Here is a 13,933-nt window from a genome sequence, read left to right as displayed (position 1 = left end):
TCCGCAAGCCGGAGCTCGAACCAGCGGTGTGCTCTGCCCTGAAAGGCACCAGTGACCGACATCACCTTCAGCACGCTCGGCGTGCCGGCCCCCCTCGTCGCGGCCCTCGCCGCCGACGGTAAGACCACCGCGTTCCCGATCCAGGTCGACACGCTGCCCGACACGCTCGCCGGACGCGACGTGCTCGGCCGCGGCAAGACCGGCTCGGGCAAGACCATCGCCTTCGCGCTGCCCATGATCGCGCGCCTCGGCACCACGCTCGCCGGCGGACGTCGCCGCCCGGGCCGCCCCCTCGCCCTCGTGCTCGCACCGACCCGCGAGCTCGCCACCCAGATCGACGCGGTGCTCGCGCCGCTCGCCGCCGCCTACGACCTGAAGACCACGACGATCTTCGGCGGCATCAGCCAGAAGCGCCAGGTCGACGCGTTGCGCGCCGGCGTCGACATCGTCGTCGCCTGCCCGGGCCGTCTCGAAGACCTCATGAAGCAGGGCTTCGTCACGCTCGACGCGATCGAGATCACCGTGCTCGACGAGGCCGACCACATGGCAGACCTCGGCTTCCTGCCCGTCGTCACGCGCATCATGGACAAGACCCCCTCAGGCGGTCAGCGCCTGCTGTTCTCGGCGACGCTCGACAACGGTGTGGACAAGCTCGTCAAGCGCTTCCTCCACAACGAGGTACTGCACTCGGTCGACGAGGCCACCTCGCACGTCGCCGCGATGACCCACCACGTGTTCGAGGTCGCCGACGTCGACGCGAAGAACGAGCTCGTGCGCACCCTCGCCTCGGGCACCGGTCGTCGCATCCTCTTCATGCGCACCAAGCACCACGCGAAGAAGCTCGCGAAGAAGCTCACCGAGCAGGGCATCCCCGCGGTCGACCTGCACGGCAACCTCTCGCAGCCGCAGCGCGACCGCAACCTCGCCGCGTTCTCCGACGGCTCGGCCAACGTCATGGTCGCCACGGATGTCGCGGCCCGCGGCGTGCACGTCGACGCCATCGAGCTCGTGATCCACGTCGACCCGCCCATGGAGCACAAGGCGTACCTGCACCGCTCGGGCCGCACCGCCCGCGCCGGCAGCGAGGGTGACGTCGTCACCATCAGCCTGCCCGCGCAGAAGCAAGACTTGAAGACGCTGCTCCGTAAGGCCGCGATCACCGTCACGCCGCAGCAGGTCACCGCGACCTCGGCGGCCGTGACCACGCTCGTCGGCGACGTCGCTCCCTTCGTGAAGCCGTCGCCTCGTGCGGCTGTGCAGCAGCAGGGCGGCGGCGGCCGCTCGCAGGGCGCCAACGCGCAGCGCAAGCGCACAGCTCGCGACGAGCGCGGCGCCGGCGAAGGCCGCACGAGTGCCGGTCAGGGCCGCGGTCGCGGTCGTGGCGGCAACGGCGACGGTCAGTCGGATGCCGCGGGCGCACCCCGCCGCGACCGCTCGGGCCGCCCGGCCGAGGCGCGTGCGAACGCCCCGAAGCAGGGTGGCGGCCAGGGCCGCGGTGCGCAGACGACGGGCGCGCAGCGCGGGTCATCCGCTCGCTCGGGCGCGAAGGCGCCGCTTCGTGTCGGCAGCCTCGTCTCGCCCTCTGGCAACTCGCGCGGCAACCGGCGCGCCCAGGGCTGACGCCCGAACACCCGGCTGAACGGCCTCGACGAGTTCGCTCGTCGGGGCCGTTCGTGTCTCGTGGTGCAGCTGACCGCGTTGAGCCCCCGACCTTCCTCCTGGTCACGCCGACTTGGCAGGACCCGCCGAACTGACAGGCCGGGCCGAACGGACCGGCGTCCCCCGACACCGGCCCGTTGCTCACCGTGAATCTGAACCGGTCCGAGTCCCCTGCGGGCCGGCACCGCGCACGGCGAGCGCGACGGCGTGCGATCACAATCCCGACATGACCGCCCGACCGATCTCGCCGCCGACCATGAGTGCCACGGTGATCGTCGCCGCCATCGCACCGGCGACGATCGTGGTCGCCATCACTCTCGTTCCTCGCATCCACAACCTCCGTCCCTCACACGGATATGTCCGGATCCCCGTCGGCGGTTCCATCGGGTCGCCGCGGAACCCCACGCCCGTGCCGGACATAACGATGTGTGCGGCCGAGCGGCCGCGTGAGAAGAGGAACCCGATGAAGAAGATCCGTGCGATCGGCGCTGTACTCGCAACGACGTTCGTGTTCGCGACCCTTGCTGCGGTCTCACCGGCGACGGCGGCACCACTCGATGCCGCCGTCCAGAGGGCCGCCGCCCCAGTGCACTGCGCCGTCGAAGTGCAACCCGTCGATGCACCGGTCGTCGAAGCGACGCCCGTCTGCTTCGCGGAGCGACAGAGCGTCGACCGATATCTCGATCTGATCGCCGCGGCGGATGCGTCGTCGCGCGGTGTGGCTGCGGCAGCCACGACCCAGCTCGGCACCGTCTACTCCGACAGCAATGGAGGCGGCTCGAGCCTCACTCTCTGGGGGTCGAGCGGATGCTACGGCGTGCTCTTCGGCTTCTCGAGCATGCCCTCGGGCTGGAGCAACAACGTGAGCTCAGCCGGCGGCTCCAACGGGTGCTGGGTTTCCCTGTACACGACGACGGGCTACGGCGGATCCCGCCTGACTTGCACGCCATGGTGTGGCGGCGTCGGCACCCTGAACGACCAAGTGCGCTCGGTGGTCTTCCGCCCCGCCGGCACGTTCGGCTAGGCCGGTAGGATCGTGCGGCGCATGAGCCTGTCCGGCCGACCAGCCGCTTCATCTGCGCGCGGTCGCCGATCGTCGGCACGGGCAGCATGGGCGATCCACTGAGCCGGCCGCGGGCTGCGACGGTCGTGGTGAGGCGCGTCTGCACGAGGTCCGAGGGCCTCACGAGCTCGAAGTGGATTCTCTGATGCCGCTGCGGCTGAACCAGAGTTAAACTCATGTCTATGGACATGCTCAAGGGCAAGCAGATCGCCGCCGCCGACCTGACCGACTGGCGCAAACTGGCCCAGGGACTGCATGCCCGGTACGTGGTCGACGACTTCGGCACCGGCGCACGGTTCGTCGTCGCGGTGGGCGAGGCGGGCGACGCGCTCGGCCACCACCCGCGCGTGTCGATCGGCAATGGGTACGTCGATCTCAAGTTGATCAGCGACGACGCCATCTACCGCGACGACGAGGGCACCGAACACATCGTCGAATGGGTGACCCAGCAGGACGTCGACCTCGCGCGCCGGATCACCGAGATCGCCGCCGACCACAGCCTCGCCGCCGAACCGGCCTCGGTCAGCCACATCGAGCTCGGCCTCGACACGGGCCACTCAGCGACCATCGCCCCAGTGTGGGCCGCGCTCCTGACCGGGAGCCCCGAGTCCCAGGGCCGCGGGTCCCCCAGCGACGAAATCCGGGACGCCACGGGACGAGTACCGAACCTGTGGTTCGGGGACGCCGACGAGCACGAGACCCCGCGTCACCGGTTCCACATCGAGGTCTACGTGGCGCCCGAGGTGGCCGAGCAACGGATCGCCGCCGCCCTCGCCGCGGGCGGGATCGTCGTCGATGACAGCGACACGCCATCGCTCACGGTGATCGCCGATCAGGATGGCAACAAGGGAATCGTCTGCGTCGACGTGTCCGCTGCGAAGGTCGACGTGTCCGCGGCGAAGTAGGAGTGAACCGCCGACTGGGGTGGCCACCACCTCCCGTGCCGGAGCCGTCCTCCACGCCATCATCGCCTGGACCGAACGATTGCGAGACACCACCTAGTCGTCGAGCAGCGCCAGACCGAGCGCGGGACAGATCGACGCATTCGAAGACGGCACGATCACCGCGCTCCCGTCGGGCATGACACAGGCTTGCAGCTCGTCGGGAACGCGGCCCGGCGGGTTGCTCTGCGCCGACGGATCGTACTCGGCGTCGAGCACCCCCTGCTGCCACATCAGTGAGCAGAGCTCGACCGCATCGGCGACCCTGCCCTCGCCGCTCGGCGAGGCAATCGTCGCCGACGAGCCAGGATAGCTGCCATCGGCATTGCGTTCCGCGGCCGTCATGCACAGCACGATCTCGGCGTTCGAGACTGCGGTGGGCTGCAGCAGCACCGCACCCGCCGTGGCGGCGGCACCGATCACGAGCACGCCGAGACCGCCCCAGCCGAGCAGTCGCGTGCGACGGCGCTTGGCCTGGGCGACCGGCTCGGAGCGCACGTGATCGAGGAGCATCTCGCGAATCGCGGCATCCCGTTCGGGGCGCATCTCGGGCCCGCTCATCCGGTCACCCCCAGGTCGTCGACGGATGCAGCGCCCGAAGCGGGCGCGGCGCCCGGGGCGCCGTGCTCTCGTGGCTCACGAAGGTCGCCGAGCGCCTGCTGGAGCTTCGTGCGCGCCCGCGAGAGCCGGGACTTCACGGTGCCGACGGGCAGATCGAGCACGCTCGCGACGGTCGCCATCGAGAGTTCGTCGACGAGGCACAGGTCGACGATGCGGCGATCGCTCGCATTCAGGCGCTGGAGTGCTGCGGCGATGCCGCGCGCGATGCGCTCGCCGTCGAGCCGCTCACCGACCTCATGGCTCGGATCGGCCGAGAACTCGGCGGCCGGGAGCTTCGCGAGCAAGCGCCGGTATCGCCTGCCCGACCGCTGGCTGTTGAGTGACACGTTCGTGGTCACGACGAGCAGCCATGGCAGGAGCGAACCGTCGACGAACCGCACCGCGTGTCGGCGCCGCCACGCCTCGAGGAAGACCATGGCGACGACGTCTTCCGATTCAGTGCGGTCGAGCGTGCGGGAATACGCCTTGCGGAAGATGCGCGCGCGATAGCGGTCGTAGACGACGCCGAACGAAGCCTCCGTGCCCGAGGTCGCCTCGAGCCAGAGCACCGCGTCGGATCGGGCATCGTCAACCATGGTCGAGCCAGCCTAACCGCGCCGCGCCGCATCGGCGCATGCACCCCGGCCCGCGGGCCGACGCCGCATCCCCTCGCCTCTCGCGTTCCCCGGGTGTCTTCCATGCCGCACGGTCCCCTTTCCATCGGCGAAGCCCGCCGCACAGAGAGGTATGTCCGGATGCCGACGCCGGGTTCCGTGCCGGCCGAACCCGATTACCCGACCGAGGCGCGCGACCCCCACGATGTCGACTGCCCCGCGGGTGACAACGCCTGCGGCACGCCCCAGGGGTTCGCACTCTGCAGGGGCGCCGGCAGCAGCGCTTCAGCGGCGCCCTGGTAGGCGACCGGGCGGAGGAACCGCGTGATCGCCGCGGTGCCGACCGAGGTCGAGGAGTCGTTCGTCGTCGCGGGCCACGGCCCACCGTGCTGCATCGCCGGCGTGACCGCGACGCCCGTGGGCCAGCCGCCGAAGAGCACCCGCCCGGCGTGCTCGGTGAGCACGCGTACGAGCGCGCGCAGCGGGGCATCCGCTTCACCGGTCGCCGCGTGCACCGTGGCCGTGAGGTTGCCCTCGAAGAGCGTGGGCACGAGGCCGGCGAGGTCGGTGCCGGCCTCGTGCTCGACGAGCACCGAGAGCGGCCCGAAGGCTTCACCCAGCAGCACGTCGCGCCCGGCGACGAGGTCGTCGAGCGAGACGGCGACGATCGTCGGGGTGGCCCGACCCTGCCCGTCGCCGTCGATCTCGATGCTGCCGGGTGCGATGACGCGCACGCCCTGCGCGGCGAGGATCTCGTCGCGGCGCGTTCGGTAGCCGGCGGCGATACGCGGGTTCAGCAGGCGGTGCGGGGCGACGGATGCCGCGGCATCCGCGATCTCGCCGTCGAGGCCGTGCCCGAACGGCACGAACACGAAGCCCGGCTTGGTGCAGAGCTGCCCGGCCGAGCCGGCGACGCTCGCAACGTACCCCGCGGCGATCTCGCTGCCGCGTTCGGCGAGGGCGCCCTGCGTCACGAAGACCGGGTTGACGCTGCCGAGCTCGCCGTAGAACGGGATGGGTGCGGGGCGCGCAGCAGCGATGTCGGCGAGCAGGCGGCCGGCGGGGATCGAGCCGGTGAACGAACCGGCCTTCACGCGCGGGTCTTTGAGGATCGCGACGCCCTCGGCCTGGCCCGTGACGAGGTGGAACACCCCATCGGGCATTCCCGCGGCTGCGAGGGCCGCCGCGACGACCTCGGCAGTGCGCCGGGAGAGTTCGGGGTGGCCGGAGTGGCCCTTCAGGATCACGGGGCAGCCGGCGGCGAGCGCCGCGGCGGTGTCACCGCCCGCGACCGAGAACGCGAAGGGGAAGTTCGAGGCGGCGAAGTTGACGACGGGGCCGACCGGCACGAGGTAGCGGCGCACGTCGGGGCGCGCACCGAGCACGAACTCGGGGTCGGCGGCGTCGATGCGCACGTCGAGGTAGCCGCCGTCGACGATCGTGTCGGAGAAGAGACGCAGCTGCACCGCAGTGCGCTTGAGCTCGCCGCGGAGGCGCGCCTCGGTGAGGCCCGTCTCGTCCATCGCGATGCCGACGAGCTCGTCGGTATTCGCTTCGAGCGCGTCGGCGACGGCCACGAGGGCTGCGCCGCGGTCGCGCGGGTTCGTCTCCGCGAACGGAACGGCTGCTGCGGCAGCGCCTGCCGCGATGGTCTCGAGGTCTTGCGTCATGAGGTCTCCTTGAGTGCGGCGGCGGTCAGAACTGGAAGCCGGTCGGGAACGGGTCGGCGGGGTCGAGCAGGTACTGGGCGGTGCCCGTCACCCACGCACGACCGGTGATGGTCGGGATGACCGCGGGCCGGCCGTCGACCTCGGTCTCGGCGATGAGCCGGCCGACGAAGCGACTGCCGATGAACGATTCGTTGACGAAGTCGGTGTCGAGCGCAAGCTCGCCGCGGGCCCAGAGCTCGGCCATGCGCGCCGAGGTGCCCGTGCCGCACGGTGAGCGGTCGAACCACCCGGGGTGGATCGCCATGGCGTGGCGCGACAGCGTGGCATCCGACCCCGGAGCGATGAATTCGACATGGTGGCAGTGGTCGACGCCGTCGATGAACGGATGCCGCGGCGGCGCGGTCTCGTTGATCGCCGCCATGATCGCGAGGCCGGCCGTGATGATCTCTTGCTGCCGCGAACGGTCGAACGGGAGCCCGACATCGTCGAGGTCGACCATCGCGTAGAAGTTGCCGCCGAACGCCATCGAGTAGGGCACGGTGCCGTATCCCGGCACCTCGATGGTGGTGTCGAGCGCGTCGACGTAGCTCGGCACGTTCTCGATCGTCACCGAGTCGGCATGGCCGTCGGTCACGGCGACCCGAGCGACGACGAGCCCCGCAGGGGTGTCGAGGCGGATCTCGGTGACGGGCTCGACGACCTCGACCATGCCCGTCTCGACGAGCACCGTGGCAACACCGATCGTGCCGTGCCCGCACATCGGGAGGCATCCGCTCACCTCGATGAACACGACGCCCCAGTCGCAGTCGAGGCGCGTCGAGGGCTGGAGGATCGCGCCGCTCATCGCGGGATGACCGCGCGGCTCGTTCATGAGGAAGAGCCGCAGCTCGTCCATGTGCGCCATGAAGTGCAGGCGCTTCTCGTTCATCGTCTCGCCCGGAATCACGCCGACGCCGCCGGTGACGACGCGCGTCGGCATGCCCTCGGTGTGCGAGTCGACGGCAGAGATCATCCGCTTCGAACGCATGTGTCCTCCTCCAGCCCCGCCTCGGCCCTGCCTCGCCTAGCGGCTCGCGATGTAGTCGAGCGCCTTCTGCGTGTCGCGGCGTACGAGCGCCTCGTGCTCGGCCGAGAGCGGACCGCGCGGCGGGCGGGTGGTTCCACCGTAGCTCTGCCCGGCGACGTCGATCGACAGCTTGATGGCTTGCACGAACTCGGTCTTCGAGTCCCAGCGGAACACGGCGACGAGGTTCTTGTAGAGCTCGCGGGCGGCGTCGATCTGCCCCGACTTCACGAGGTCGTAGATCTCGACGGCCTCCTTCGGGAAGGCGTTCGGGTAGCCTGCGAACCAGCCGGTCGCGCCCACGACGAGCGACTCGAAGAGCAGGTCGTCGGCGCCGGCGATGACGTCGATGCCGCAGAGCTCCTGGATCTCGAGCACGCGACGGATGTCGGTCGTGAACTCCTTGATGGCCACGACGTTCTCGAGCTCGAAGAGCTCGGCGACGAGGTCGGGGGTCAGGTCGACCTTCGTGTCGATGGGGTTGTTGTAGAGCATGATCGGCAGGCCCACCTCGTTGAGGCGCGTGTAGTGCTCGATGACCTCGGCGCGGTTCGCACGGTAGATGGTCGGCGGCAGCGCGAGCACGCCATCTGCGCCGTCGGCCTTCGCGTACTCGGCCCACTGCACGGCCTGGTGCCAGCCGACGCCGTGCACGCCCGCGACGACGAGTCCGCGGCCGGCCACGGTCTCCACCGCGACCTGGATGACCTTGCGGCGCTCGTCGTCGGTGAGGCTCGAGTACTCGCCGAGCGAGCCGTTGGGGCCGACGCCGCGGCATCCGTTCTCGATCAGGAAGTCGCAGTGCGCGGCGAACTTGTCGTAGTCGACGGCGAGGCCCGCGGGCGCCGATGCGTCTTCCTTGAACGCGAGGGTCGTCGCGACGACGACACCGCCGAGGTCGAACTTCTGCGTGGTCATGGATGTCCTTTCTGGACGATGGGAGTGGTGTGGACGTTGAAGTGCGACGCGCTCACTCGGGCGCGACGCCCGCGGCGAGTTCGCCGAGGCGCACCGGCGAGGCGATGGGGCGGCGGTCGGTCGTGACGCGCTCCGGATGGTCGAGTAGGCCGCCCGCGGCCACCCCCCGCTGGTCGAGTAGGCCGCCCGCGGCCACCCCCCGCTGGTCGAGTAGGCCGCCCGCGGCCACCCCCCGCTGGTCGAGTAGGCCGCCCGCGGCCGTATCGAGACCCCCGACCGCACCGGCTGCCCCCACGAGTTCCTCGACCGTGCGACCGCAGACGCGGCCCTGGCAGATGCCGAGGCCCGCGCGCGTCGTGAGCTTCATCGAGCGGAGCCCGCTGCCGCCGGTCTCTGCGGCGGTCTCGCGGAGGCAGCCGTAGGGCACCTCTTCGCAACGGCAGACGAGGGTGTCGTCGTCGAGCCAGGCGGTCCAGCCCGAGCGGATGCCGTGCGCCGCCTCGATGCGGGCTGCGAACCCCGTGAATGTCGTGCGCGCACGAACAGCCCGGCGAACGCCGGCATCCGTCGGTGCTCCGCCGGCGGCGCAGTGGCCCGCGAGTTCACCCTCGGCGAGCGCGGCGTCGACACCGCCGATGCCCGTGATCTCACCCGCGGCGTAGACCCCGGTGACGCTCGACTGCTGGGCCGCGTCGACCTCGACGAAGCGCGCCGGGGAGATCGCGCAGCCCGCGGCGATCGGCAGCTCGAGGCGTGGCGTGAAACCGTGGCTGACGCACACGGCGTCGGCGGCGATGCGCCGCTCGGTGCCGGGCACGGGCTTCCAGTTCGCGTCGATCCGGGCGACCGTGACGGCCTCGACCCGGTCGAAGCCGTGCGCGGCGATCACCGCACGACCGGTCGCGTACGGAATGAGGTGCCGCACGTGCGTGCCGACGTAGCCTGCGAGTTCGCCGCCCTTCTTCGCGGCGCCGAGGAGCTGCCACGGCTTGCGCAGCCACCCGCGCACGAGTCCGGCGACGCGGCTCGCCTCGTAGACGCCGAGCACCTTCGCACCGGTGGCGGCGAGGGACGCCGCGACGGGGAGCAGGAACGGACCGGCGCCCGCGATGACGACCCGCTGGCCGATCGCGACCCGCTCGCCCTTCGCGAAGGCCTGCGCCGCCCCGGCGGTGAAGACGCCCGGCAGGTCCCAGCCGGGGAAGGGCAGCGTGCGGTCGTGGGCGCCGGTGGCGAGCACGAGCGCGTCGGGGCGGAACGTGCGGGCGGCGCGGCGCGAGCCGTCGGGCGGCCCGACGAGCACGTGCACGGCGACGGGAGTGGCGGGGGCGGGGGAATCCGCGGGTTCGATCGCCCAGACCTGGGCGCCCATCACGATCTCGCAGCCGGCATCGGCTTCGAGGGCCCCGCGCATGGCGGTGAAGCGATGCCAGCCGTGGTGGAGCACCTGCTCGTCGGCCGAAGGGCGCTCGGGTGGCAGGTGCCGCCAGTACTGGCCGCCCGGTTCGTCGGCAGCATCGAGCAGGGTCACGGATGCCCCGCGAGCCCGTGCAGCGAGCGCGGCGGCGAGTCCGGCGGGGCCGGCGCCGACGATGACGACGTTCATTCCGCCTCCGGGAGTTCGTCGTGCTGACTCTCGACGATGTCGCCGTCGACCGCCCGGCGCTGACAGGCACGCACGTCGCGCTCGCCGTTGACCGTGACGATGCAGTCGAAGCAGATGCCGATGCCGCAGAACAGGCCGCGCGGGCGACCGTCGACCGAGGTGCGCCGCCACGCGAGCCGGCCGCTCGCGAGCACGACGCCCGCGATCGTCTGCCCGGCGATGCCGCGCACGGCCGCGCCGTCGAGCGAGATCGCGAGCGGCGCGCTCGCCGAAGGACGGATCGGGTCGGAGGAGGCCGGCAGCAGTCGCGCGCCCATCACGCCACCGCCGCGAGGTGGGGCGCGAGTGATGCGCGGTCGAGCCGGAACGGTGTCGCGTCGATCGACGCCGATCGATCCGTGAACTCGGTGACGAGAAGTTGGGCGGTCGCGAGCGAGAGTCCGATGCCCGCGCCCTCGTGGCCACTGGCGTGCCAGAGGCCGGGCGCGCGGTGGTCGGCGCCGATCACGGGCAGGTGATCAGGCATGAACGGCCGGAACCCGCCGTAGCTGCGCATGATGCTCGCGCCCGCGAGAAATGGGAAGAGCCGCAGCGCCTTCACCGCGATCTCGCGGAGCGCGGCGACCCGCAGCCGATCGTCGAAGCCGATCTGTTCACGGCTCGAACCGATGAGCACGGTGCCTGCAGCCGTCGACTCGACGACGCTCGACGTCTGCAGCGCCGCGTCGCTCGACTGGGTGGCGCCGAAGTAGTCGCCGTCGTACACCTTGTGGAAGACGCGGTGGGGCATGCGCGTCGTGACGAGCACGTTGCCGCGGCGGGGTCTGACCGGCAGGTGCACCCCGAGCGAGGCCGAGACCTCGCCCGACCAGGGGCCGGCAGCGACGATCACTGCGCCAGCCGGCACGTCGCCTGCCGTCGTCGTGACGCCGGCGACGCGGCCGCTGACATCACGCAGCGCACCGGTCACGGTGACGAACGGGCGGATGTCGGCACCGTGGTTCCTCGCCGAGGCGAGCAGTGCTTCGGTGGCGATGACCGGCTGCACCTGCGCGTCTTCGGGGTAGTGCACAGCCGCGGTGATCGCGGGGTTCAGGTGCGGCTCGAGGGTGCGGGCATCGTCGATCGTGATGGCGCGCGCATCGACGCCGGCAGCGAGCTGGGATGCCGCGAATGCGAGCAGCGGCGCGGCGCCCTCGGCGGTGGTGGCGACGACGAGCCCGCCCTTCTGCTCGTACTCGATCGCCGGGAACGACGAGCGGAGCTCGTCGGCGAGTTCGGCGGCGAGGCCCGGCCAGAGGGAGGCGGCGTACTGGGCGAGCGCGAGCTCCGCGCCGGGGCCTTTGTCGGAGACGAGGAGGTTGCCTTCGCCCTTCGCGCTCGTGCCCGAAGCGGGGGCATCGCGGTCGAGCACGGTGACGCGGAACCCGGCCAGGGCGAACGCCCGCGCACACGCGGCGCCGACGATGCCGGCCCCGACGACCACGATGTCACTGATCATGGCGCTGCTCCCCTTCCCGTTGGATCGATCGTATCAGTAATATGTCACACATTGCCGGGTGGGAAGCGCGGTCTGGGCGGGGCCGCATACCGCGTGCCGACTCCGGCCACGGGACATCCGCTCGCGCCTCGCCCTCGCCCCAGCTCCCTCAGCCCTGCTCGGTCTCGGGGTTGCCCGCCCACCAGCCGAGCGTGTGATGGATGTGCCGGTGCATGAGCTCGCGCGCCCCTGCGGCATCCCCTGCCTCGAGCAGTTGCAGGAGCTCGAGGTGCTCGGCTGCCGACTCGTCGAGCCTGTTGGTCTCGAGCATCGCCGAGAGCCCAACGAGTCTCGTACGCGACCGCAACTCGGCGACGGTCTCGACGAGCAGGCGGTTGCCCAGCATGCGCGTGAGCGTCAGGTGGAAATGCACGTCGGCCTCGAGGTAGGCGCGCAGGTCGCCCGTGCGCGCGCCGACGACGATCTGCGCGGCGAGCTCGGTGAGCGCCGGCAACTCGCCGGCCGGGAACCGTCGTGCGAGCTCCTCCATCGCCGGCGGCTCGAGCAACTGGCGCACCTCGACGATCTCGCGAAGCACCTCGGGGCTCACGGTCGTGACCCGGAAACCCTTGTTGCGCACCGGTTCGACGAACCCCCGCCCCTCGAGATCGAGCATCGCCTCTCGCACCGGCGTCGCCGACACGTCGAACTGCGCCGCGAGCGTCGGTACCGTCAGCAGTGTGCCCGGTGCGAGCTCGCCGGAGATGATCGCGGCCGAGAGCGCCTGCTCCACCTGCGCGCGCAGGCTCTGTTGCTGCTCGACCGGACGAATCGCGGTGACCCCCATAGCTGTTCCGACCTCTCTCATCGATCGCGGGCGACAGGACTACCGCGCCCGCATCCACTCTTCGAGGCCGACGGCATCGATCGGCAGCGCGTCCGAGAGAACCTCGGAACCGCCGGTGGTGACCAAAATATCGTCTTCGATGCGAACTCCGATGCCACGCAACTCCGGCGGCACTGTTTCGTCGAATGCGTGGAAGTACAGGCCGGGCTCGACCGTGAGCACCATGCCGGGTTGCATCAGGCCGCCCTGGTAGGCCTCGTAGCTCGACTGGGCGCAGTCGTGCACGTCGAGGCCGAGGTGATGGCCGATGCCGCACACCAGGTATCGGCGGTGGTGCTGGCCCTCGGGTGAGAGCGCCTCATCGACCGAGACCGGCAGCAGTCCCCAGTCGGCGAGCCCCGTTGCGATGACCTCCATCGCGGCTGTGTGGAAGTCGAGGAAGTCCCGCCCGGGGCGGACGGCGGCGAGGCCTGCCCGGTGCGAGCGCTCGACGAGATCGTGCACCTCGCGCTGCGCGGCGCTGAACGTGCCCGAAGCCGGGAACGTGCGCGTCACGTCGGCCGTGTAGTACGCGCGGGTCTCGACGCCCATGTCGAGCAGCAGCAGCTCGTCGGGCTTCACCGGTCCGTCGCAGCGCACCCAGTGCAGGGTCGGCGCGTGTTCGGCCGAACCGACGATCGTCGAGTAGCCGGGCCCGTTGCCGAAGGTTCGCGCGTGCCGGTCGAACGTGCCCTGCAGCCAGCGCTCGCCGCCGAGGGCGATCGCATTCGGCACTTCGCGGATGACGCTCGCGAAGCCGCCGACCGTCGCGTCGACCGCACGGCGGAGTTCGGCGATCTCCCACTCGTCTTTCAGCATGCGGAGCTCGGCGAGCACGCGCCCGAGCTCGGGTGATCGACGCAGGCCCGCGAGCGCCGCGTGGTCGGAGTTCAGCGTGCCCGTGACGAGCGCTCCCTCGCCGCGACCGACCGTCTCGGCCAGCCGTGAAAGCGGCCGCACCTCGATGCCGAGCGCCGCAGACCAGTCCCCCAGGTCGGGCGCGGCGCCGACCCAGAGTTCGCCGTGCGCGGCGTTGCCGAAGAAATCGGGGTCGCCGGGATAGGCCGGAGCAGGAAGGAACAACGTCGCGTCATGGCCGGTGCCCGCCGGCGTCAGCACGACGACGGCGTCTTCGACGGAGCATCCGCTCAACCAGAAGAAGTCGCTGTCGGGCCGGAAGTCGTAGTTCGAGTCGTTCGCGCGCACCGGCGCGCGACCCGAGGCGACCACGATCGTGCGACCGGGAAAGGCCGCGCTCAGACGCGCTCGGTGCGCAACGGATGCCCCCGCGACGCCCGGCTCGACCGGCGGCGTGCGATCGGGGGTTCCCCAGCCGGTCGCCATGTAGTCGAGGAACGCAGGCACCTCGCGCAGTCGCGGCAGCCGTGGGTCGCGAGTCGCGGGCGCCGGCATCGAAGCTGCCGAGGCGACCG

The 13,933-nt window shown here is 71.1% G+C and carries 13 protein-coding genes; 3 read left to right on the top strand and 10 right to left on the bottom strand.

Annotation, left to right across the window (positions count from 1 at the left end):
* The first annotated feature begins 51 nt into the window (after positions 1 to 51).
* From AC1C2S_RS12710 to AC1C2S_RS12700, 3 genes are all read left to right on the top strand, one after another.
* A complete protein-coding gene (locus AC1C2S_RS12710; protein ID WP_495352884.1) occupies positions 52 to 1,620 on the top strand; it encodes a DEAD/DEAH box helicase in 1,569 nt (522 codons plus the stop codon).
* Positions 1,621 to 2,122: 502 nt separating this feature from the next.
* Entirely contained in the window at positions 2,123 to 2,683 is a 561-nt protein-coding gene (locus tag AC1C2S_RS12705; protein ID WP_495352883.1) for a beta/gamma crystallin family protein, read from the top strand.
* Positions 2,684 to 2,904: 221 nt separating this feature from the next.
* Positions 2,905 to 3,627, top strand: a complete 723-nt coding sequence (locus tag AC1C2S_RS12700; RefSeq protein WP_495352882.1) for a VOC family protein — start codon at positions 2,905 to 2,907, stop codon at positions 3,625 to 3,627.
* Positions 3,628 to 3,720: 93 nt separating this feature from the next.
* Here the strand turns inward: AC1C2S_RS12700 and AC1C2S_RS12695 are convergent, their stop codons facing one another.
* The 10 genes from AC1C2S_RS12695 to AC1C2S_RS12650 form a co-directional block, all read right to left on the bottom strand.
* The gene (locus AC1C2S_RS12695) at positions 3,721 to 4,224 is read right to left on the bottom strand and encodes a hypothetical protein (RefSeq protein ID WP_495352881.1); all 504 of its coding nucleotides are present in this window, start codon (positions 4,222 to 4,224) and stop codon (positions 3,721 to 3,723) included.
* Entirely contained in the window at positions 4,221 to 4,859 is a 639-nt protein-coding gene (locus AC1C2S_RS12690; protein ID WP_495352880.1) for an RNA polymerase sigma factor, read from the bottom strand. Before AC1C2S_RS12690 ends, AC1C2S_RS12695 begins: the two co-directional genes overlap by 4 nt.
* A gap of 194 nt (positions 4,860 to 5,053) precedes the next feature.
* Complete coding sequence (locus AC1C2S_RS12685; RefSeq protein WP_495352879.1) at positions 5,054 to 6,547, bottom strand: aldehyde dehydrogenase (NADP(+)); 1,494 nt, start codon at positions 6,545 to 6,547, stop codon at positions 5,054 to 5,056.
* A 25-nt stretch (positions 6,548 to 6,572) separates the two neighbouring features.
* Positions 6,573 to 7,574, bottom strand: coding sequence for a proline racemase family protein (locus AC1C2S_RS12680; protein ID WP_495352878.1), 1,002 nt, complete (start codon positions 7,572 to 7,574; stop codon positions 6,573 to 6,575).
* A 36-nt stretch (positions 7,575 to 7,610) separates the two neighbouring features.
* Entirely contained in the window at positions 7,611 to 8,528 is a 918-nt protein-coding gene (locus tag AC1C2S_RS12675; RefSeq protein WP_495352877.1) for a dihydrodipicolinate synthase family protein, read from the bottom strand.
* Positions 8,529 to 8,580: 52 nt separating this feature from the next.
* A complete protein-coding gene (locus tag AC1C2S_RS12670; protein ID WP_495352876.1) occupies positions 8,581 to 10,134 on the bottom strand; it encodes an FAD-dependent oxidoreductase in 1,554 nt (517 codons plus the stop codon).
* Positions 10,131 to 10,451: a (2Fe-2S)-binding protein gene (locus tag AC1C2S_RS12665; protein ID WP_495352875.1), complete on the bottom strand. Its 321-nt coding sequence runs from the start codon at positions 10,449 to 10,451 to the stop codon at positions 10,131 to 10,133. The genes AC1C2S_RS12670 and AC1C2S_RS12665 overlap by 4 nt, the downstream gene beginning before the upstream one ends.
* On the bottom strand, positions 10,451 to 11,635 hold the full coding sequence (locus AC1C2S_RS12660; RefSeq protein ID WP_495352874.1) for an NAD(P)/FAD-dependent oxidoreductase: 1,185 nt from the start codon (positions 11,633 to 11,635) through the stop codon (positions 10,451 to 10,453). Before AC1C2S_RS12660 ends, AC1C2S_RS12665 begins: the two co-directional genes overlap by 1 nt.
* Before the next feature lie 148 nt (positions 11,636 to 11,783).
* On the bottom strand, positions 11,784 to 12,461 hold the full coding sequence (locus tag AC1C2S_RS12655) for a GntR family transcriptional regulator (RefSeq protein ID WP_495352873.1): 678 nt from the start codon (positions 12,459 to 12,461) through the stop codon (positions 11,784 to 11,786).
* A 39-nt stretch (positions 12,462 to 12,500) separates the two neighbouring features.
* Positions 12,501 to 13,913, bottom strand: coding sequence for an aminopeptidase P family protein (locus AC1C2S_RS12650; RefSeq protein ID WP_495353249.1), 1,413 nt, complete (start codon positions 13,911 to 13,913; stop codon positions 12,501 to 12,503).
* Positions 13,914 to 13,933 lie beyond the last annotated feature (20 nt).

The organism is Agromyces sp. Y782 (assembly GCF_059445405.1).
The sequence above is the reverse complement of the archived record's forward strand: the minus strand, read 5'-3'. Positions and strand labels throughout refer to the sequence as shown.

Coding starts and splice junctions, on each gene's coding strand:
- AC1C2S_RS12685 (WP_495352879.1), bottom strand. CDS start 6,547: ATGACGCAAGACCTCGAGACCATCGCGGCAGGCGCTGCCGCAGCAGCC.
- AC1C2S_RS12705 (WP_495352883.1), top strand. CDS start 2,123: ATGAAGAAGATCCGTGCGATCGGCGCTGTACTCGCAACGACGTTCGTG.
- AC1C2S_RS12680 (WP_495352878.1), bottom strand. CDS start 7,574: ATGCGTTCGAAGCGGATGATCTCTGCCGTCGACTCGCACACCGAGGGC.
- AC1C2S_RS12690 (WP_495352880.1), bottom strand. CDS start 4,859: ATGGTTGACGATGCCCGATCCGACGCGGTGCTCTGGCTCGAGGCGACC.
- AC1C2S_RS12655 (WP_495352873.1), bottom strand. CDS start 12,461: ATGGGGGTCACCGCGATTCGTCCGGTCGAGCAGCAACAGAGCCTGCGC.
- AC1C2S_RS12695 (WP_495352881.1), bottom strand. CDS start 4,224: ATGAGCGGGCCCGAGATGCGCCCCGAACGGGATGCCGCGATTCGCGAG.
- AC1C2S_RS12670 (WP_495352876.1), bottom strand. CDS start 10,134: ATGAACGTCGTCATCGTCGGCGCCGGCCCCGCCGGACTCGCCGCCGCG.
- AC1C2S_RS12700 (WP_495352882.1), top strand. CDS start 2,905: ATGGACATGCTCAAGGGCAAGCAGATCGCCGCCGCCGACCTGACCGAC.
- AC1C2S_RS12675 (WP_495352877.1), bottom strand. CDS start 8,528: ATGACCACGCAGAAGTTCGACCTCGGCGGTGTCGTCGTCGCGACGACC.
- AC1C2S_RS12650 (WP_495353249.1), bottom strand. CDS start 13,913: ATGCCGGCGCCCGCGACTCGCGACCCACGGCTGCCGCGACTGCGCGAG.
- AC1C2S_RS12665 (WP_495352875.1), bottom strand. CDS start 10,451: ATGGGCGCGCGACTGCTGCCGGCCTCCTCCGACCCGATCCGTCCTTCG.
- AC1C2S_RS12660 (WP_495352874.1), bottom strand. CDS start 11,635: ATGATCAGTGACATCGTGGTCGTCGGGGCCGGCATCGTCGGCGCCGCG.